General features: G+C 37.9%; 16 protein-coding genes. 8 read left to right on the top strand and 8 right to left on the bottom strand.

Annotated features, from left to right (window positions below; translation table 11 throughout):
* Positions 1-3 precede the first annotated feature (3 nt).
* Entirely contained in the window at positions 4-2,364 is a 2,361-nt protein-coding gene (locus tag K5G00_RS10440; protein ID WP_238766105.1) for an eCIS core domain-containing protein, read from the top strand.
* 35 nt (positions 2,365-2,399) lie between these two features.
* Positions 2,400-3,719 carry an ATP-binding protein gene (locus tag K5G00_RS10435; RefSeq protein WP_238766104.1) on the top strand — a complete coding sequence of 440 codons (1,320 nt, stop codon included), beginning with the start codon at positions 2,400-2,402 and terminating at the stop codon, positions 3,717-3,719.
* 77 nt (positions 3,720-3,796) lie between these two features.
* Here the strand turns inward: K5G00_RS10435 and K5G00_RS10430 are convergent, their stop codons facing one another.
* From K5G00_RS10430 to recG, 3 genes are all read right to left on the bottom strand, one after another.
* On the bottom strand, positions 3,797-5,017 hold the full coding sequence (locus tag K5G00_RS10430; protein ID WP_238766103.1) for an outer membrane beta-barrel protein: 1,221 nt from the start codon (positions 5,015-5,017) through the stop codon (positions 3,797-3,799).
* A 296-nt stretch (positions 5,018-5,313) separates the two neighbouring features.
* Entirely contained in the window at positions 5,314-6,066 is a 753-nt protein-coding gene (locus K5G00_RS10425) for a DUF1835 domain-containing protein (protein WP_238766102.1), read from the bottom strand.
* A gap of 70 nt (positions 6,067-6,136) precedes the next feature.
* The gene (recG, locus tag K5G00_RS10420) at positions 6,137-8,239 is read right to left on the bottom strand and encodes an ATP-dependent DNA helicase RecG (RefSeq protein WP_238766101.1); all 2,103 of its coding nucleotides are present in this window, start codon (positions 8,237-8,239) and stop codon (positions 6,137-6,139) included.
* Between the two features lie 37 nt (positions 8,240-8,276).
* Between recG and K5G00_RS10415 the strand changes: the two genes are divergently transcribed.
* From K5G00_RS10415 to K5G00_RS10400, 4 genes are all read left to right on the top strand, one after another.
* Positions 8,277-8,819 carry a hypothetical protein gene (locus tag K5G00_RS10415; protein WP_238766100.1) on the top strand — a complete coding sequence of 181 codons (543 nt, stop codon included), beginning with the start codon at positions 8,277-8,279 and terminating at the stop codon, positions 8,817-8,819.
* 33 nt (positions 8,820-8,852) lie between these two features.
* The gene (locus K5G00_RS10410) at positions 8,853-9,554 is read left to right on the top strand and encodes an ABC transporter ATP-binding protein (RefSeq protein ID WP_262921327.1); all 702 of its coding nucleotides are present in this window, start codon (positions 8,853-8,855) and stop codon (positions 9,552-9,554) included.
* A 4-nt stretch (positions 9,555-9,558) separates the two neighbouring features.
* A complete protein-coding gene (locus K5G00_RS10405; protein ID WP_238766099.1) occupies positions 9,559-10,116 on the top strand; it encodes a cob(I)yrinic acid a,c-diamide adenosyltransferase in 558 nt (185 codons plus the stop codon).
* Positions 10,117-10,208: 92 nt separating this feature from the next.
* Positions 10,209-10,430, top strand: a complete 222-nt coding sequence (locus K5G00_RS10400) for a DUF2795 domain-containing protein (RefSeq protein ID WP_038562297.1) — start codon at positions 10,209-10,211, stop codon at positions 10,428-10,430.
* Positions 10,431-10,492: 62 nt separating this feature from the next.
* On the opposite strand, the gene K5G00_RS10395 is transcribed toward K5G00_RS10400, so the two are convergent.
* The 3 genes from K5G00_RS10395 to K5G00_RS10385 are packed head-to-tail and all read right to left on the bottom strand — an operon-like array spanning position 10,493 to position 12,253.
* Positions 10,493-10,912: a DsrE family protein gene (locus tag K5G00_RS10395; protein ID WP_238766098.1), complete on the bottom strand. Its 420-nt coding sequence runs from the start codon at positions 10,910-10,912 to the stop codon at positions 10,493-10,495.
* A 34-nt stretch (positions 10,913-10,946) separates the two neighbouring features.
* Positions 10,947-11,717 carry an SDR family NAD(P)-dependent oxidoreductase gene (locus K5G00_RS10390; protein ID WP_238766097.1) on the bottom strand — a complete coding sequence of 257 codons (771 nt, stop codon included), beginning with the start codon at positions 11,715-11,717 and terminating at the stop codon, positions 10,947-10,949.
* 5 nt (positions 11,718-11,722) lie between these two features.
* Positions 11,723-12,253, bottom strand: a complete 531-nt coding sequence (locus K5G00_RS10385) for a YkgJ family cysteine cluster protein (RefSeq protein WP_238766096.1) — start codon at positions 12,251-12,253, stop codon at positions 11,723-11,725.
* A gap of 107 nt (positions 12,254-12,360) precedes the next feature.
* On the opposite strand from K5G00_RS10385, the gene K5G00_RS10380 reads away from it, so the two are divergent.
* The gene (locus K5G00_RS10380) at positions 12,361-14,967 is read left to right on the top strand and encodes a glycoside hydrolase family 3 protein (RefSeq protein ID WP_238766095.1); all 2,607 of its coding nucleotides are present in this window, start codon (positions 12,361-12,363) and stop codon (positions 14,965-14,967) included.
* 227 nt (positions 14,968-15,194) lie between these two features.
* Positions 15,195-16,373 (top strand): S8 family peptidase, encoded by a 1,179-nt coding sequence (locus tag K5G00_RS10375; RefSeq protein WP_238766094.1) that lies wholly within the window; start codon positions 15,195-15,197, stop codon positions 16,371-16,373.
* 43 nt (positions 16,374-16,416) lie between these two features.
* Here K5G00_RS10375 and K5G00_RS10370 read toward each other — a convergent pair whose 3' ends face one another.
* On the bottom strand, positions 16,417-17,100 hold the full coding sequence (locus K5G00_RS10370; RefSeq protein ID WP_238766093.1) for a hypothetical protein: 684 nt from the start codon (positions 17,098-17,100) through the stop codon (positions 16,417-16,419).
* 122 nt (positions 17,101-17,222) lie between these two features.
* The gene (locus K5G00_RS10365) at positions 17,223-19,847 is read right to left on the bottom strand and encodes a DUF5916 domain-containing protein (RefSeq protein WP_238766092.1); all 2,625 of its coding nucleotides are present in this window, start codon (positions 19,845-19,847) and stop codon (positions 17,223-17,225) included.
* Positions 19,848-20,012: the final 165 nt, after the last annotated feature.

The following is a 20,012-nucleotide window of genomic DNA, read 5'->3' as shown; positions in this document are numbered from 1 at the left end:
TATATGCTAAACAGAATTGAAAATACAAAGTCTGCTTCAAATTCGTCTTCTCAAGCGAATAAAAAGAATATGCCCTTTTTTCAGCCTAAAATGAACGTGGGTACACAGGGCGATAAGTTTGAAGTGGAGGCTGACAAAGCTGCAGAACACGTTACCGAAAGCAAAGATACAGGAATTCAGCCGTTTTTTGCTTCTTCCGGAAATTCGAGCTTTAATAAGGTAAATCCTTCGGTTCAGACTGCCGAACAAGAAACCGTTTTATTACAGTCGGACGAGGACGAGGATGAGTTGCAATTATGCCCGGATTGTTCAGACGAGGAGTTGCAGACGAAACGAGAAGGTAACACAACTCTTATGTTTAGCACGGAGTCTTCATCTCAATTTGTTTCGAAGAAAACTGAAGATGCAATAAATTCTGAAAAAGGAGGCGGGGAGAAACTGGATTCAACTGTGCGCCGTAAAATGGAAAATAACATCGGAGCTAATTTTTCGGATGTTAATATTCATACAGGAGCGTATTCTGCAGAACTAAATAAAGGTCTGGGAGCGCAAGCTTTTTCAACCGGAAATGATATTTTTTTTAATGAAGGAAAATATCAACCTGATTCAAAATCGGGGCAGAAATTATTGGCTCATGAGCTGACTCATGTTGTGCAACAACAACCTGATCGTGTTCAGCGCAGTTGCAACGACAATTCATGTCCATTTGAAGAGTTGGAAGGAAGTGTGATTCAAAAGCAGGACAACCCGGCCACCGAAGCGCCTCAAAATACCGATCCTCCACTTGATGTCAATGATACCTTGCCAACAGAATGTGGAGACATTGAGCAATCAAGCGTTATTGAAATAGAGGATTTTTTGAGATCTTTTCATGACGACGTGCAGGATTGGGAATCGTGGCGAAATCAGGAAAATTGGGATAACCCGGCAGTGAGTAGTACGATTCCAACTATCTCTCCTTTATTGGCGTCATTTAATTCAATTTACAATACCGATTTCTATTGTACAGAGTCTATGATTTATGTAATCCCGTTTACCCACACTGAAATTCAACGACTGATTATGGACGGCACTGGTTCTGTAGCAGGTATAAACAATTATGAACTGGATTTGGTAAACGAATGGATGCGATATGACAAAAACCGGGTAAATGAATTGCAAGATCATTTTAATCTAAACCCTGAAAGTGATGTAGAACACCACTATACTATGAATGTTATTGCTGCCGTTGGCGATTCAGATGATATTGCCGCAGTTGGTGCAGGATTGGGCGGAGCCCTCGAAACGCCGGTTGGTAAGTTAAAATTAGGTTGTTTCCTGAAATTGGGAATAGGAGGTGGTTATGTGGTTTTTCGTTATTCCAACAATATTGGAATGACCTTCGAGCAGGGGTATGTGCAAATTAATGCAGGACTTTCAGGCGAGTGTTCAATCAGTGCTTCCATTGGGCCTGCTGTATCATCAAGCTTTGGAAATGAGGAATTATGTTCCGGCTCGGCAGATCCGGATCCTACTCCCGATTGGTATGGACCAAAAGATTTTGAAGGTGGCACCATCGAGCAGTCAATCGGGGTTAGTTCAGGTTTGGGGCTAACAGCAGGTGTTGATGCGGCCTACCTTTACTTGCTTATTCCAGGTAAGAATGATTTGTTTTTTAATACATCAGGTGCGTGTTTGGGGCTTGAACTGGGAGGGCATTTGAATTTACCAAGTATAAATATTATCCAGGGAGGAGGTCAGTTTTCAGTTGGTGGTTTTGAAGGCGAACCGGGAGAGATACAACCACACGAGGGAGAATGCGATACAGCCGAAATGGCACAGTATACCGAACAGCTGGTATCCCGAATCGTATATTTTAATACGGCCGGCAGTGACTTACATTCAGGGGCACTGGCTGAAAATAACGAGGCTGCACTGGCCGAGATTGTTGGTGCAATTTCCAATAATCTTGATAATCCATTTCTTACTTCGATTTCTATTTCAGTTGTGGGGCATGCTTCACCAATATGGCGTGGTGCCGGAACGGAAGAGAGAGCAGCGGAAGAAAATATGTCGCTGGCTATGGAAAGGGCACAAAACACAAGTTTTGAATTGTATGACGGATTAAATACCTATAGTGATTTGCTGCCTCCGGTATCGATTTATCCATCCGGCGTGTGTGAAGAGGGTTCACCGGCCAGTGAAGTTGACTTTGATGAAGAAAGCCGGGGTTCGGAAGAAGGACTCGCAGAAACAGGAGATCCGCAAAATGATTGGCAGCTATACCGAAGAGCGGATATTATGGTGTATGTGTCTCGAATTGTAGATGAGAATATTACTTTGGTGATGGATGAAGTAAATCCTGAAAACAATGTGTGTCAGTAAACCGTTGTCAGATTTATACAAAACAGACCGGATAAATGAAACCATCAAGAGTTCCTGAATATTTAACGAAAGTAATACAGTCGCGTTTTGAACTGGAATTTAAACGAAATAAAGTGCGTTTACCCGTTTTTCAACAGGAGGATATGGACCAATCGGAACTTTCGAAGTTTATTCTTGAAAACCGGCTTTCTTTTACAGAAGTAGTAGTTTTGTTTCTGGCGCTTATCCCGTATATCGATCCCGGATTTTTTGGGCCGCTTATTTCAGCTTATCTTCCCAATGGTGGTGACTTCCCCGAATTTGGCGGCATTAAAGGTAAAAATCATCGCGGTATTTTACCTACAGGCGAGACAGCCCTTTACATTCTGGCCGGAAAAGATTTAAAAAAGAGGGTTGAAGTTGCCGGGGTTTTTGAGGATGAACACCTGTTTGCACGAAAAAATGTATTGTATCTCGAACCTACAAATCATGGCGAACCTAAAATGAGCGGGCGCATTTTACTTGACGAAGAATATGTTGATTTATTTATTTCAGGCAAAATTTCAAAACCAGGTATGAGCAGCGATTTCCCGGCGCAACGAATTACAACTGAGTTGGAATGGAACGATTTGGTGTTGCAGGAAAAAACAATGTTGGAAATAAAAGAGATTGAGACATGGCTAAGATATAACGATACTTTGTTGAATGCCTGGGGAATGAAAGGCAAAATAAAACCGGGATTTCGTGTGTTGTTTCATGGGCCGCCGGGGACAGGAAAAACAATGACGGCCTGCCTTTTGGGAAAATATACTAACCGCGATGTATATCGCATTGACCTTTCCATGGTGGTTTCAAAATACATTGGCGAAACAGAAAAAAATCTCTCCAAGTTGTTTGACAAGGCGGCCAACAAAGACTGGATTTTGTTTTTTGACGAGGCAGACGCAATTTTTGGCAAACGCACCAACGTACGCGACGCCCACGATAAATATGCCAACCAGGAAGTTTCTTATCTTTTACAACGTATCGAATCTCATTCTGGTCTTGTTATTCTCGCCTCTAATCTGAAAAACAACATCGATTCTTCGTTTACACGCCGCTTTAATTCTATGGTTGAATTTGAAAATCCAGGTGTTCCTGAGCGACGTACATTATGGGGAAATTACCTTCCTGAACATGTAAAGCTCGATAAAAAAATTGTATTGAAAGATGTGGCGCAAAAATACGATTTAACGGGTGCTAATATTGTTAATGTTATTCACTACGCCGGACTTAAAACGCTTGAGAATAAATCAACAACCATTTCCCAAACTGATTTAATGGCCGGAATCCAGAAGGAATATCAGAAAGAAGGAAAGATGATTCGTATGGATTAAAGGAAGTGCGCGGCAAGGAATCTGATACTACGTTCTATATTTCTCCTGAATACCCGGCTGTAACGTTGTGATACTTGTTAAAACAGCGAATAACCGAAAATTACAGAGAATGTTCTGTATTCAGAACTCCATTGAACATGGCTGCCTAAAAGCTCCCGGTCAGTTAAATATCGCAATTCAAGGCCATATTTGTCTTTAAATTTATAACCAATACCCAAAGCCAGGTTTCGTCTTGGTTCTATTTCAAGTTTGCTGAGTAAAGAACCGTCGTTTCTTGTGAATTCAATAGATGAATTACTACTAAAATCAAAAATATAGGAAACATTTACGAAGAATTTCGATTTTTCATTGAGGTAAAAATAGTGACGTACTCCAACCGGTATCTCAATTGATTGGTAATTTACTTCTGAAATGAGTTCTCCTCCTGAAATATTTTTTGTTTCAGATTTGGTTGAAGAATAATATTGAAAAGTTGGTTCGGTTATTATAGTCCATTTATTTTTATAATAAGGTAAGATAAACTCAGCTTCGATACCCAATCTGAGTCCATATTTATTCTCAAAATCAACGTTCCTAAAATCTGATGAGGCATTTTGTACCGCCAAGCTGCTTGCGTTTAATCCCGGTCGGAGAGATAAATTAAAAAGCTCTTTTTTTTCAACAGAATTGTAGCTTGAATATTCAGTGCCTGTTTGATTGTTGGCTGTTATAAAAAATTGTTCTAAATCTTTTCTGTTATATTTTATATATCTAACATCGTTTGACGATAAATTCTGAGATTTAAAGTTATTTAGAAGTTGTTGCTTGTAATACTCATTCTTACCAATCTTATTATTTAACCTATAGCGCTTAAATACAAGTTGTTCAACTTCGGAATCCTTATTTTTGAAAAAGAATCTGGTCAGGTTTTTATCTTCATAAAGAAATAATGAAGCTTCCCCTTCTACAAGTACCTTGAGAAAAAGTCGTTTCTCAAGGAAGACAGGATTTCTTTCAGAACTCATAGAATTTATGTTATCAGAAGATCTGTCAATTTTTACCATAGCTCTGGTATATTTGGAAACTCCATTGATACCAAACTCTTTTACTGTCTCAATCGTTGCTGTCTGGAGCATTGCAGATTGTGTGAGTTTGTATTCAAATTCAACAGGGTTTCTTTTCCAATCCATATTTTTAATTAAACAGTCGATTTTTTGGTTTGAGGCACTGATAAAATATCCTTTCTCAAATAAAATTTGAGAAAATGAATGGATACAAACGATTGTTAATAGCGCAACAGTTAATAGTTGTTTTTTCATGAAAGTTTAGTGTTTGATTTTTTTAGTAGATAAATTTATAAGAGGTGTATGTGTTTTATAATAATTTCATTTGCGGCCTGTTTTAATTGAGGGAAAGCAACTTTTACTCCGTGGTTTGAGATTGTTTATATTTGGCGTTATTTTGTTTCAATTTTTTTTGAAAGTTCTTTGTTCGTTTTTGGTTTCAACCGTACTAATATAGATAGAAATTTATAAAAAAGTAGTCTTGTTATTTGAATCAATCCTTTTTGGTTTTTGGAGATAATATTATTCTATTGACAATAAACCAGAACTTTTTAATTCGAAGGCTTATTAATTTCATCAAAAAGCCTTTTTACCTGCAAGTCGCCAAATCCGTAAATATTTTCCCGTTTGCAGAATTCCCTAAAAACCGGTCCAAATTCTTTTGTATCTAAATCGTTCATTATTTCCAACAAAGAAAGGACGGGCCTGCCCGGACTGTTTTTTGTTGGTATTCTTTCAATATGTGCCTGTACTGCAGGAAGGATAAAGGGAAATGATTTTTTTAGTTGACGGGCCGCAGCAATTAATTCTTCTTTATTATTGTTTTGATATGATTTCCACAGACCTGCTACTTTATCCAAACGAGTCAGAAGTACTCTTTTTTTATAAATTGAAATTAATTCAGATTGATTTAAGCCTGCAAAACCATATTGGTTATGAGATTTGGGTCTAATAAGATATACCGTATTACTGCTGCAAATTGTTTTTTCCAGAAGGCTTGCAACAAACCAAAAATTCACCTGACAAAACAGATCATCCTCAAACCAAAGGTTAATATCGGAATTGTCTTTTATATTTTGAATTTTTTGAAACTCAGGAACCACATTATTGTAATAAGCCTTTTGAGGCTCTTTGTAATTCTGATAAAGAAATCTGGCCCTGGAAGCAAACAACTCATCCAGTTGCTCTCCTTCCACACTTCCATCTACAAAACACTCCCTGGCGACAATAATTTCTCCATCAATAGTTTTGGGAAATTGCTGTTTAAGTGAGTCTCCATTTAATATGTGATATTGTTTCTTCATAAAATTTTCAAAAAATGCTTGTGACTATATTTCAAATTAATAAACGTCAAGATCGTTTTTTAGGAACTGGCTAACTTATCGAACTCCAGTCGAAATCTGTGTTTTTTGAAGCAAGCAGATTTTTTAATAAAAGCCGGTTTTCTTCTTTAGACAGATTCGGATCGTCACTGAGAATTTCGGAGGCAGTATTTCGGGCAAGTTCAAGGATTTTGCCGTCTTTGCCAAGGTTAGCAATTTTAAGGTCGAAACCAATTCCGGATTGTTGTGTTCCTTCAATGTCGCCGGGGCCACGTAGTTTCATATCGACCTCGGCAATATCAAAACCGTCGTTGGTGCGCACCATGGTTTCCATTCGTTTTTTGCTTTCCGTGCCAATTTTGTACGAAGACATCAGGATGCAATAAGATTGTTCGGCTCCTCGCCCTACTCTTCCACGCAACTGGTGTAGTTGTGAAAGACCAAAACGTTCTGCGCTTTCTATTACCATAACCGATGCATTTGGAACATCAACACCAACTTCAATTACTGTTGTTGCCACCATTATCCGGGTTTTTCCGGCTTTAAATTCCTGCATCATTTTTTCCTTAAAGTTGGGTTTTAGTTTTCCATGAACCATACTTATTTCAACATCAGGAAAAGCCTCTTTTATCTGTTTGTATCCATCTTCAAGGTTTTTAAAATCCATTTTTTCCGATTCCGAAATCAGTGGATAAACAATATATATTTGTGTTCCCTTTTCCAGTTGTTGTCGTAAAAAATTGAGCACCTGTTTGCGTTTGTTTTCAAAAAAATGCCAGGTTTGAACTGGTTTTCGTCCCGGAGGCAGTTCATCTATTACTGAAACATCCAAATCGCCATAAACCGTCATTGCAAGGGTGCGTGGAATTGGTGTGGCTGTCATTACGAGAATATGCGGGGGAATCAAATCGTTTTTTTGCCACAGTTTGGCTCGCTGGGCAACGCCAAAACGATGTTGTTCGTCAATTACAACTAAACCAAGATTTTTGAAAACAACAACATCTTCAATCAAGGCGTGGGTGCCAATTAAAATTTGAAGTTCCCCACTTTCGAGTTTTTCATGTAAAATTTTTCGATCTTTGGTTTTGGTTGAACCGGTTAATAATCCGACTTCAATATTCATTCCCTGCAAAAATTGCGAAACTGACTGGAAATGTTGTTGTGCTAAAATTTCGGTAGGTGCCATTATACAACTTTGAAATCCGTTGTCCATTGCCAAAAGCATGGTTAATAATGCAACCAGTGTTTTTCCGCTGCCTACATCGCCTTGTAAAAGCCGGTTCATTTGAACATTACGGTTTACATCCCGGCGAATTTCTTTTACCACTCGTTTTTGAGCGCCCGTAAGTTCAAAAGGTAAAAAATCTTTGTAAAATGTATTAAAATTATATCCGACGTGTTCAAATTTAAAGCCTTTGAATTTACTTTCACGTTTGCTTTTCAGCGCCAGAATTTTTAACTGAATATGAAAAAGTTCCTCAAATTTTAAACGAAAAGTTGCGTTTTTTAAATCAATTGTATTTTCCGGCTTATGAATGGTTGTCAGCGCCCTTTCAAGCGAGGTGAGTTTTAGTTTGTGAATAAGTGGTTCCGGAAGTGTTTCTCTTATCTTATTCTTTGCAAGCTGAATAAGCGTAAGTTGAAATTTGTTTATCGTTTTGGAAGTGAGGTATTTGTTTTTCATTTTTTCAGTGGTAACATAATATCCCTGAAAAAGGCCCACAGGTTTTAACTGCATTTCTTCCTCGGTTTCCATTTCAGGATGAACCAAGTTCAGTTTGCCGTTAAAATCAGATGGCTTCCCAAAAACGATATACTCTTTGTTTAAACTGAGATTTTCTTTTTGCCATTTTACCGACCGAAACCAAACCAGTTCAATGCTTCCCGAATCATCAAAAAAGCGGGCAGATAAACGTTCCTTGTTTTTAGTACCTACAGTTTCTATAGCGCGGATTTTGCCTTTTATTTGAATGTAAGGCATTTGCGAATGAATCTCGGCAATCCTGTAAAACTTTGTTCTGTCGATGTATTTAAACGGAAAATAATAGATTAAATCTCTGAACGTTTTTATGCTCAGCTCTTTGTTCAAAAGTTCGGCTCTTTTGGGGCCAACTCCCGGAAGAAACTTTATATCTTGGTCGAGAAATTCTGGCATAAACAAATATAATTATATCATTTAAAAACAAAGTGGATTGAAAACAATTAGAAGTAATAAAAAGGGTTTTGGAATTCATTCTCCATTTGTATATAATTTGATAACCAATGTTTTATTTGTTTCAGCTGGTTTTTATGTTTTTGATGAAATTGAAAAAATGAATAAAGGCACCTGGGAAAAAAATCAAATAAAGTTGCTTTTTCGGCTGTTAAACTATTTTCAACCCTGTCATGTTTTTTGTGATGAAAGTATTTCTGTTGATGTTACCGGAGTGCTTCAAAAATTTAACTCTGAAACTGTTTTTAAAAGTGTTGGTACTGAGTTTTTTAGGAAAGAAAAATCAACAATCGAAATAAAAAGTGCTTTTTTTATTTTTGGAAAAAAGCCAGATGTAATTGTAAAAAGTTTTTGTGAATACGGGAAGTACTTTTTTCTCAAACAAAAGACTGACAAAAAGGAAAACTACACTTTAAAACCTTTGCTTGAAAAAGGAGATGGGACAATTTTGATTGAGCTTTTAACAGCGGACTTCATTATATTTGATGAAAAATTTCAATCGCAACATTATGTAATAAAATAGCCAGCTTGTTTACCTATAATTAAAACTGGAAATATGGAAGAGAAAATAATACACATTAAAAATATCACTAAAAACTATAGGGTAGGTACACAGGTTGTCAGGGCATTGCGTTCGGTTTCGCTCGATATTCACCGGGGAGAATATGTAGCAATTATGGGAGCGTCGGGTTCAGGGAAGTCTACTTTGATGAATATTTTGGGCTGTCTTGATACACCCAGCAACGGGAAATATGTTTTAAACGGGAAAGATGTGAGTCGTTTGTCTGACGACCGTTTGGCCGAAATCAGAAATTCAGAGATAGGTTTTGTCTTCCAGGTATTTAACCTGTTACCACGAAATTCAGCTCTTGAAAATGTGATGTTACCTTTGGTGTATTCGGGAATACGGAAGCATGAAAGAAAAAACAGGGCAGAGCAAATTTTGACTGATGTTGGATTGGAAGACAGGATGGAACACCGTCCCAACGAATTGTCGGGTGGCCAACGGCAGAGAGTAGCAATAGCTCGAGCGTTGGTTAATAAACCTTCATTACTTTTGGCTGATGAGCCTACGGGAAACCTTGATTCAAAAATCTCAGAGGAGATTATGAAGTTATTTGCTGAGATTCACCGAAAAGGAAACACTTTGGTAATGGTTACCCACGAAGAAGATATTGCAAGGCACGCGCATCGTATTGTAAAACTAAAAGATGGAGAAATAGAATCGGATATAATTAATAAAAATCCGGTATATTAGTTCGATGAGTAAAAAAGTTAAAATATACACCAAAACAGGAGATGACGGAACAACCGGGTTGGTTGGCGGAAGCAGGGTGAAAAAATACGATTTCAGACTGGAAGCTTACGGGACAGTTGATGAACTAAATTCATGGATTGGTTTATTGCGCTCCCACCATCTGCCTGAGGATGAGAATACATATCTAATTCAGATTCAGAATAAATTATTTAATATCGGATCTCGGCTTGCTTCTGACAAAAAAGGGAATGAATTTACTCTTTCTTTGTCGGTAAAAGAACAGGATATAGTGGAAATAGAGAGTGCAATTGATGAGTTGGAAAAGAACCTCCCTGAACTTAGACAATTTATTCTTCCGGGAGGCAATACTGTTGTATCTCAGTGTCATGTAGCAAGAACAGTGTGCCGGCGCGCTGAGAGACGTATCCTTGAATTTTCGGAACATGCGCCTGTTGAAAAGGAAATTATTAAATACATAAACAGACTGTCTGATTTTTTATTTATTATGGCGCGTAAACTGGCTGCTGACAATGGTTTTGAAGAAACACCCTGGAAGCATTGATAAAAAATTTTTGAGCATTTGTTTTTCGTTTCATTTTTTTATTATATTCGCGGCTAAGTTAAAAATGAGTTTAACCGCTTAAAATTCAGTAAATGTATTGGACTCTAGAACTGGCATCGAAATTGGAAGATGCCCCTTGGCCGGCAACAAAAGATGAACTGATTGATTACGCAATTCGTTCCGGAGCACCTTTGGAAGTAATTGAAAATCTTCAGGAAATTGAAGACGAAGGGGAAATGTATGAAAGTATTGAAGATATTTGGCCGGATTATCCAAGTAAAGACGATTTCTTTTTTAATGAAGACGAGTATTAAGCAAGTAGAACAAAAGATAGCAGAAGCATTTGTCAACCGGCAAATGCTTCTTTTTTTTGATTTTACAGAGTGAGCGTCTTCCAGCCTTCTTTTAGATAATTTGTTAATGGACCGCCCATTCCTTTAACATCAATTCCCATTTCTGAAAGCTGGTCATTAACTCCGTACATTTGTGCGCAGGCAGTGCAAGCTTCAACTGTTACTCCCACTTTTTGCATTTCTTTTACATAATCCTGCAACATTTTATTTTCGGTTAAGAGTTTTGCTGATGGTCCCCAGACAATCAATACAACTTCGTCAAACCAACCTTGTTTTTTTGCATTGTACGTATACATAAATCCCATTTTCTCAGCCACATCCGGATCACCACTTGTCCAAAGCACTACCAGTTTGTTTGAGTTATCCTCCATTTTATCTTCTGTTTGCGCAAAAGCCCCTGTAAACAAGGGGATTGCAATTAATAATACAAATAATTTTTTCATGCTGTTTTGATTTAATGTAATGTAATTTACATTTTTATACGGTGGCAAGCAAGCCTCCGTCAACATACAAAATATGTCCGTTTACATAGCTACTGGCATCAGAAGCCAAAAAAACGGCTGATCCAATTAACTCTTTAACATTGCCCCAACGGTTCGATGGAGTTCTGTTTTTTAACCAGCTGTCAAATTCAGAATCTTCTTTTAGTGGCCGGGTAAGTTCCGTTTCAAAATAGCCGGGGCCAATTCCGTTGACCTGTATGTTGTACTTAGCCCATTCGGCACATAAACCTTTGGTTAACATTTTTATCCCACCTTTTGAAACTGCATACGGAACAATTGAATGACGTCCCAGTTCACTTTGCATGGAACAGATATTAATTATTTTACCGGCTTTTCGTTTTATCATAAAAGGTGCCACGGTCTGGGAAGCAATCATTGCCCCGTTGATATTAATATCCAGCACTTTTTTCCAGTCTGTTTCATCAAACTTTTCAAACGGGCCACGAATATTGATACCTGCGTTATTAATCAAAATATCAATAGGGCCTTCGCAGTTTTCATAATTCTTAATAGCATCTTTCGTTTCTGTTAAATTTGAAACATCGAAAGCAAGAGAAAAAGCTGTTGTCCCTTCTTCTTTTAGTTTGAGTTTTGCTTCTTCGAGTTTTGTTTTATTTCTGCCATTCAAGATTATTTTCGCACCGGCTCCGGCCAGTCCCTTGGCCAAAGCAAATCCAATCCCGCTGCCTGAACCGGTTATTAAGGCAGTTTTTCCATTTAAGTTAAATAATGAAAGTGTATCCATAGTATTTACATTTGTTTTATTAGGTCTTTTATTGGAATAAGGTCAAATTCCGAAAAATTTTTATCATTCAGTTGAGTGATAAAATCTTTGTTCAAAAGGTATAATTTGCTGTTAAATTTGTCCTGGGGAAATGTGTTGTCAACAGTAAACTCTTCAAAACTAAACTTTGTAAAATTGAGTTCGCAAGCTGAAAGTTCCCATTCTCCCTCATGGTTAGCATATAGCAGAGGTAGTCCGTGGGTTCGGCATATTATCGGACGAAAAGGGTATATAGTACAACGATGTTCTTTTAGAAAGATACATTCGTTTTTGCTCTTGTTTTTCTCTAAAGTATCAGGTTGAAAATTCTCCTTTTTTAATTCTCCCAGAATCGAGAAAAATTCAATCGGGAAGATGCTGTAATCCATGCAACACAAATCACAGCCACTTTTACAACTTAAGTGTTTTTTATGCTCATTTTCAAGTTTTGCTGAAATCGAGTCAATTTCTTTGCGGAGTTTGTTGTAGTTGTCTTTTTGTTTTGAATTTATTTTCATGGCCGAAAATTAGGCAATTGAATTAAAATACACCAAATTTATTTGTAGGGAATAAAATCAAATCATTATTTTTACCATACCAGAACAGAACAGTAAATAACCAAATTATGAAAAAAAGTTTTTTAGGCCTGATTATTTCAATTTTTGCTTTTTCAGCAACAGCTCAGGATGTAAATTTTGAGTTTTTAAATACTAATTTACCTGTTGAGGATCGTGTTGATATTTTGGTCTCCCAGATGACACTGGAAGAGAAAATCGACCAAATGGTTTATACTGCACCGGCCATTGAGCGCTTGCAGGTTCCGGAGTACAACTGGTGGAATGAAAGTTTACACGGTGTTGCGCGCGCGGGCTATGCAACTGTTTTTCCGCAATCGATAACTATTGCCGGTTCGTGGGATAAAGAATTAATGTTTCGGGTGGCAACCGCCATTTCCGATGAAGCCCGGGCAAAACACCACGAGTTTGTACGCCGGGGAAAAAGAGGCATTTATCAGGGGCTTACATTTTGGTCTCCCAATATCAATATTTTTCGTGATCCGAGGTGGGGAAGAGGCCACGAAACCTATGGCGAAGATCCCTACTTAACAGGCCAGATGGGATTGCAATTTGTAAAAGGATTACAAGGCGACGATCCAAATTATCTAAAAGTTGTAGCCACAGCTAAACACTATGCTGTACATTCTGGACCTGAAACCTTACGTCACGAATTTAATGCATTGGTTAGCGAGCGCGATTTACATGAAACCTATTTGCCGGCATTCAGAACCTTGGTAAAAGATGGAGGTGTTTATTCGGTGATGGGAGCGTACAATCAGTTTCGGGGGTATCCTTGTTGTGCAAATCCAATTCTGGAGAATATTTTGCGAAATGAATGGGGATTTGATGGTTATGTGGTATCAGATTGCTGGGCAATTTCAGATTTTTACCAGTTTCAGGACTATTCTGCAGATGCCGCGGAAGCTTCTGCGATAGCCGTAAAAAATGGAACAGATTTAAACTGTGGTGTTTCATATGCTCATCTTGGGGAGGCTGTGGAACGCGGTATAATTAAAGAAAGTGAAATCGATGTATCAGTAAAACGGTTGTTTACGGCGCGTTTTAAACTTGGAATGTTTGACTCTGATGTGCCCTATGCCCAAATTCCTTTTTCTGTAAATACTTCAAAAGAAAATGATATGCTGGCTTTGGAGGCTGCGCAAAAAAGTATTATTCTGTTAAAAAACAAAGAAGCACTTTTGCCGCTTTCAAAAGATACAAAGAAAATTGCGGTAATTGGTCCTAACGCTGATAACTGGGAAGCTTTACTTGGAAATTACAATGGAATCCCAAAACATCCGGTAACGGTTTTACAGGGATTAAAAAATAAATTGAAAAATACAGAAATTCTTTTTGCTGAAGGTTGTCATTTAGCAGAAGGGGTTCACAATCTTCATCCCATTCCAGGGCAATATTTGGTGAATAAAGAGGGAGAACCTGGTGTGACAGCAGAATATTTCGCGAATGCAAAACTGGAAGGTGAGCCGACTTTTACAAGGACTGATGCAAATATTGATTTTTACTGGGAATCAGGCTCTCCTTCACCAAAATTACCCGACGACGATTTTAGCATCCGCTGGACAGGTTACATCGTGCCACCTGTAACAGGAACATACGAAATTGGTTGCTGGGGGATGCCAACACTTGAGGTTTGGTTCAATGGTGAAAAAATATTAAGTCATAATACCGAACACCATGCTTTCCACCATGAAAAGGAAATAAAAATGGAGGCGGGGAAAAAATATAAGTTTGTTTACGAATACAAAAATTGGTTTGGCGACGGCGATGCAAAATTAATGTGGACAATTCCAAATCCGGATATGCAGGAGCAGGCTGTTGAAGTTGCCAAAGAGGCAGACGCAGTAATTTTAGTTATGGGCTTGTCGCAACGGCTTGAAGGCGAAGAAATGCCTATCCAGGTGGATGGTTTTGCCGGTGGCGATCGTACACATCTGAAATTACCAAAAACACAACGTGAATTGATGGCGGCTATTAAAAATGTTGGAAAACCAACCATTTTGGTACTATTAAACGGAAGTGCGCTTGCAGTTAACTGGGCTGACCAGAACCTGGATGCTATTATTTCAGCCGGATACCCTGGTCAGCAGGGAGGAAATGCAGTTGCTGACGTTTTGTTTGGTGATTACAATCCTGCGGGAAGATTACCTGTCACCTACTACAAGTCAATCGACCAACTTCCTGCTTTTGATGAATATGACATGCAGGGGCGAACTTATAAATATTTCACTGGCGAAGCTCTGTATCCTTTTGGTTACGGACTAAGCTACACAACTTTTAAATATTCGGATTTGAATATCCCTTCAAAAACAAAAATTGGAAAGAATGTGCCGGTAAAAGTTAGAGTAACCAATACAGGAAAAATGGCGGGTGATGAAGTTGTACAATTGTATATCAAAGATAAAGAGGCTTCAACTCCCCGGCCAATTGTTCAACTGGAAGGATTTCAACGTATTTATCTGGAACCGGGTGAATCGCAGATTATTGAATTTATTTTGGAACCCCGGCAGTTTTCTTTAATAGGCGCGGAAAACAAAAGAGTGATTGAAAACGGAAAATTTATTATTTCAGTAGGAGGAGGCCAACCTGGTATGAGCGGTTCGGACTCTGTTTCAAAAGAAATAAGTTTAACAGGCAAGAATAAGTTTGAAGAATAATTATAATTCGCTGTAGATTATAAAAGAGGCTCTTTATTTTCGAGGTTTTTTGAAATATCTGGCGGTAAATGCTTTGGGTTAACTATAAAATGCTTTTATGTAGTGTTTTATTTCGTTGAATTTAATCAAATGTTTATAAAAATCATTTATAAAATAGTGTCATTTTGTGAAATAATCGATATATTGTTTAAGCAAAACCATCTGTTTAACTATTAAATCTTTACAAAATGAGAAAAATCTTATTCGCAGTTGTTGCTGCACTTGCTGTTGTTTTTTCATCGTGTGAGAAGACAGAAGATCTTCAAATTATGGCCCCAGACGAAGACCCTGTTGGATTTACAGAAAAGATTATTCCAGGGCAGTATATCGTTTATTTTGAAAATCAAGGATTAAAATCTGCTTATAAAACTAGAGAATTCGCCGACAGAGCTGTTTTAAGCAGGGCGCAATTGATTTTTGAAAACGCGCAAGTTGATCTGCCTGCACCTAAATTGGTTTTTAGTGCGGCAGTTGAAGGAGTAGTTGTAAATGTCAGCGAAAATGAAATAAGCAAAATAGTAAATGCCCCTGGAGTTGAAGGTGTTTGGCCCGATAAAATGGTTACTTTAAAAAAACCGGGAACATTGCCTTCGGATCCTCCTGCCGAATCAATTCCTTATGGAATCGACAGAGTGGGGGGCGGTGTATCTTATACTGGCGGTCATAAGGCGTGGATAATTGATACAGGAATAGATTTGGATCATGGTGATCTTAACGTTGACGCAGCCTCAGGAGTAACTTACGTACCAAGAACTTCTTCTCCTGATGACGATAACGGACATGGTACGCATTGTGCCGGAATTATTGGTGCAATTGATAATGAAATTGGCGTTATCGGAGTTGCAGCTGGGGCTACAGTTGTACCGGTTAAAGTTTTGGACAGAAAAGGTTCTGGTGCTTATTCAACAATTATTGCTGGTGTCGATTATGTTAAGGCAAATGCAACAGCAGGAGATGCTGCAAATATGAGTCTGGGAGGTGGAGTATACGAACCTGTCGATATAGCAGTGGCATCGCTGGGAGCTTCAGGCGTTTTTGTTTCATTGGCAGCCGGAAATGAAAGCGATGATGCTGATAATCATTCGCCGGCGAGAGCGGAAGGAACTAACCTGTATACAATATCTGCAATGGACAGCAATGATTATTGGGCATATTTTTCTAATTATGGAGAACATGTTGACTATTGTGCTCCAGGTGTTTCAATCCTTTCAACATATAAAGGAGGAGCTTATGCAACAATGAGTGGAACATCAATGGCTGCACCACATGTTTGCGGATTATTACTAGCCTCAAATGGAAATTTACATACCGACGGTTATGTAGATGGAGACCCGGACGGAGACGCAGATCCGATTGCCCATAAATGAAAATTTGAATGACAAAAAAGTTGCTTCAGTAAGGCAACTTTTTTTATGCCCTTTCTCTATACAGAAAAAGGAAAACAATTAGGGTTATAAAGCATAAAAAAATTGAATTGGTAAAGTTAGTGAGCATTTCTGGGGTTTGTTCCGGAGCTGCAATAAGATAGAGTAAGGGAAATAGAAAAATAACCCCTATTATTTTAAAAAGCCATCTCAGGTTGTATACCAGTGCGTAAAAAAAAGTGAATAAAACCGACAGCGAAATCCATTTTGTCCACGTGAAGATTTTGAGATAGCTCAAATTTGACATTATTTCACTATTCAGTGATTGATTTATATGATTGTTTGTCAGCCTAAGTAAAAAAATATTTTCAGCAACATCACTAATCAGAACAACTATTGCGATAAAAATTCCGGTTTTCAATATCTTTTTATTGAGGAGCTGAGCACACTTCCCCAAAGCAGTGATTAGTAATGCGGTGTAAGCAATCATAAAACCAAAATCGATATAATTTCCAACATCTACTTGTCGGATTTCTTCTACCGAGAGCGGACTAAGCAAAAGATTTATATCATCCGGAGATTGGGCAAATTCAAATGCGATAATAAAGCTGCTAAAATGCTCAGGTGCTGATCCAGGAAAGAAAATTCCCATGACTATGGTGAAAACAACGAGAGGTATTACGAAGAAACCTGTTTTTGCAAGAGGATAATTTCTGAAATAGTTTTTCATTGATTTTAGATGAGATAACGAAATAAATTTACGGATTTGTTTTTTGAAAAGTACATTTTTAACGATAAAAAGCACAGAATTTAAATATCTGTGCTTTTACGTATAGCTTCCCTTCATGAGCCTTACCGACCGAGTCGGTATGAAAATTTTATTAAAAATATATTGTTTGCTTTTACATCAAAAAGTCCGTTTATGTCGTGTGAAAAGTTAAAAGTTCCGTTGTTAACAGAATTATTTCTATTTTGAGACCATACTAAAAATACAGTAGAACCAGGACGGTACTCCCAACGTACAACCAGATTTGAAAGAAATTCTTTCACATTAAAATCTGGTTTATCAAAACTGTAGTCAGCGCTGCCATTTTTATTGTCGTCAATAAAATAGGTATCACTATTAAGAACTATTTCGTTTGACGCATAAAGGTGATAGCGGTCTATTACTTTATTTGCTTTACTTTTGGTAATGTATTTAAAATCAATGTATTTGCCCGTTGCAATAAAAGGTTGTCCCCAGTACTGAATAGTTAAGTCGGGAGTAATGTTGTAATTCATTCGGAGAGACATACTTAATGTTTTTCGGTCGATATGCGCAAAAATATATCGTTTTTTATTACTGTAGTCTATCTGTGTTACATATTGCATGTCATCTTTGTAGTTGTTTAGTCCGGGTGACAAGCTTATTAAAAGTGTTTGTGTTGGTCTGTATCCGATTGAAATATTATAATTGCTGATGTTTCTATACCCTTTTACATTACTGGCATTAAAGCCTGTATTAAGTTCAAAGCTCAGTTTTTTCTGCTGGTTGGTAAAAATACCTGAATAGAAATTTTTATAACCAGGTATTTTTAAAGCCGGGCCTCCACGAAGTGCGGAATTGGATAGTTGGTTACCACTTATATTTGTGCTAAAAAATGTTCCCCAATAATTTTTGAATTGCAAGTATCCGTTAATGTTTCCCCCTGGTGCCAGCAGATTTCCACCAAAATCATAAACGGTATGTTGGTTAATGTTCAGACTCACCTGACGAAAAATAGAGAACGGTTCATAAATACGATACCCCATCCAGAATGCCTGTAAAATCTGATCTACCTGCTGTGCGTAGCCTATATCATTTAATTCCAGCCCCGGGGATTTCCACGAGAACAGTGCAGCAAATTTTAGGTTGCCCCCTAATTTTCCAATTGTAAACTTACCTCCGTAACCACTTAGCGATGTTCGTGTAGTGTCCAATTTCATATAATCTGCGTCAGGTCGCTGGAAATTGCGAATGTACGACTTTTGAGTTGCTGTAATTGCTTCTTCCGTGCCGTTTACCTTGCTAAAGAAAAAGCCAGCGTCAATCATCCAATTTTTGTTATTCCATTTATGAACAAAATCCATACCTCCCGTATAAGCACTTTTATGCAAAAACTCGAGATGTGGATCGTTTATTGTTCGGTTAACGGCAGTAATCATTCCACCGATATAAGTATTTCCTTCATTAAAATCTTTTTGAATACGAGTTACAAAAAAGTTGCTCAGTGGCTCAACCACCTGTTTTTTTCCGTCAGCAATTCCTTTTATTTTAGCATTTTCTTCGGCAGTTACACTTTCCAGTATCCCAATAGACCATCCCTTTTTTGTTTTTCCTGTAATTTTTGCTGCTCCGATAATTTTGGTAAAATCAGGAACTTCAGCATATTCCTCGTCTTCTAATTCAGGGCAATATTGGGGTCTTCTTCCAATTCTCCGGGAGTAAAATAAACCTTCAGCAGACTGGTCGCCATCTCCCCAGTTTAATCGGTATGATAAAATGTTTTTCCCTTCAATAAAAAACGGACGTTTTTCTTCAAAAAATGTTTCGAAGGTAGAAAGGTTAACCTCTGAGGGGTCCGCCTCAACTTGCCCAAAATCAGGATTAATAGTAAGATCGAGCGTAAGATAGTTTGTCAACCCCAATTTTGCATCCAATCCTATATCCAGTCCGTTCTTCTTTCCACTTTCTCTGAAAGGATTCTCCGATTCTTTTTCAAAACGTTCGGCACGGGCCACAACATATGGCATTACATCTAGTGTATTCTTAGGTTTAATGCCTGATATTCCGCTCATTGTCCCAAATTGGGAGACAAAGCCTGATACGTCGCGTTTCATAGGTTGCCATGTTGACAGCTCTTCTTTCCTGAAAATAAACCTCAAAACCTGTAAGCCCCAAACTTGTTCGTCGCCTTCTTCAAACCGTAATTGTGTTAATGGAATGCGCATTTCTGCTTTCCATCCCTCACTATTCTTTGATGTTTTTACCCACCAAATCGGATCCCAGGTGCTGTCTTCGTTGTCTCCGTCGTTGCTCTGAATAAAATCTGATTTTACTCCGGCAGCAGAAACAATAAAAGCAAATCCGGTTCTTTTATCATGATATGAGTCAAATATTACTCCTGCTAAATCACCGTCAGTTTCATCCCGGCGGGTTAACCGCATCGAAATACTGTCCGGACTTTTGTCGAGTGCCTTTATTCCCACGTAAAGGTTGTTTTCATCATATAAAATTGCAAACTCTGTTTGTTGGTGAGGAGATTTCCCTTCGGAAGGTTCGTACTGTGTAAACTGGTTTTTCCAGTGGGCTGTTTGCCATTCTGTTTCATCCAAATAACCATCAATTGTGAGATTTAAATCGTTAATTCGTTTTGAATAGTAGTTCTTCTTTTCTATTTCCTGTGCTGAAGCAAAAATAACGGATAGAAAAAACACAACGACAACAGCAATTTTCATAAGGTTAGGCTTTTCTGGTAAGACTAAAAAAATGTTTTCTTGTTACAGCTTTTTGTAAAATTCAGTTATTAAATTTTAAAGGAGTAATCGTTGGTGGTTGATTTGTAGACTTATAAGGTTTTTCTGTTTTTTTTATTTTCTGTTTGTGAAAGGTGAATTTTGTTT

The organism is Maribellus maritimus (genome assembly GCF_022267315.1).
Classification (GTDB): domain Bacteria; phylum Bacteroidota; class Bacteroidia; order Bacteroidales; family Prolixibacteraceae; genus Draconibacterium; species Draconibacterium maritimum.
Note: the sequence above shows the minus strand (reverse complement) of the source record. Positions and strands in the feature narration are given on the sequence as shown.

Excerpts from the sequence above, each read along its gene's own strand:
- K5G00_RS10440 (WP_238766105.1), top strand. The coding sequence starts at position 4 with ATGCTAAACAGAATTGAAAATACAAAGTCTGCTTCAAATTCGTCTTCT.
- K5G00_RS10435 (WP_238766104.1), top strand. The coding sequence starts at position 2,400 with ATGAAACCATCAAGAGTTCCTGAATATTTAACGAAAGTAATACAGTCG.
- K5G00_RS10430 (WP_238766103.1), bottom strand. The coding sequence starts at position 5,017 with ATGAAAAAACAACTATTAACTGTTGCGCTATTAACAATCGTTTGTATC.
- K5G00_RS10425 (WP_238766102.1), bottom strand. The coding sequence starts at position 6,066 with ATGAAGAAACAATATCACATATTAAATGGAGACTCACTTAAACAGCAA.
- recG (WP_238766101.1), bottom strand. The coding sequence starts at position 8,239 with ATGCCAGAATTTCTCGACCAAGATATAAAGTTTCTTCCGGGAGTTGGC.
- K5G00_RS10410 (WP_262921327.1), top strand. The coding sequence starts at position 8,853 with ATGGAAGAGAAAATAATACACATTAAAAATATCACTAAAAACTATAGG.
- K5G00_RS10405 (WP_238766099.1), top strand. The coding sequence starts at position 9,559 with ATGAGTAAAAAAGTTAAAATATACACCAAAACAGGAGATGACGGAACA.
- K5G00_RS10400 (WP_038562297.1), top strand. The coding sequence starts at position 10,209 with ATGTATTGGACTCTAGAACTGGCATCGAAATTGGAAGATGCCCCTTGG.
- K5G00_RS10395 (WP_238766098.1), bottom strand. The coding sequence starts at position 10,912 with ATGAAAAAATTATTTGTATTATTAATTGCAATCCCCTTGTTTACAGGG.
- K5G00_RS10390 (WP_238766097.1), bottom strand. The coding sequence starts at position 11,717 with ATGGATACACTTTCATTATTTAACTTAAATGGAAAAACTGCCTTAATA.
- K5G00_RS10385 (WP_238766096.1), bottom strand. The coding sequence starts at position 12,253 with ATGAAAATAAATTCAAAACAAAAAGACAACTACAACAAACTCCGCAAA.
- K5G00_RS10380 (WP_238766095.1), top strand. The coding sequence starts at position 12,361 with ATGAAAAAAAGTTTTTTAGGCCTGATTATTTCAATTTTTGCTTTTTCA.
- K5G00_RS10375 (WP_238766094.1), top strand. The coding sequence starts at position 15,195 with ATGAGAAAAATCTTATTCGCAGTTGTTGCTGCACTTGCTGTTGTTTTT.
- K5G00_RS10370 (WP_238766093.1), bottom strand. The coding sequence starts at position 17,100 with ATGAAAAACTATTTCAGAAATTATCCTCTTGCAAAAACAGGTTTCTTC.
- K5G00_RS10365 (WP_238766092.1), bottom strand. The coding sequence starts at position 19,847 with ATGAAAATTGCTGTTGTCGTTGTGTTTTTTCTATCCGTTATTTTTGCT.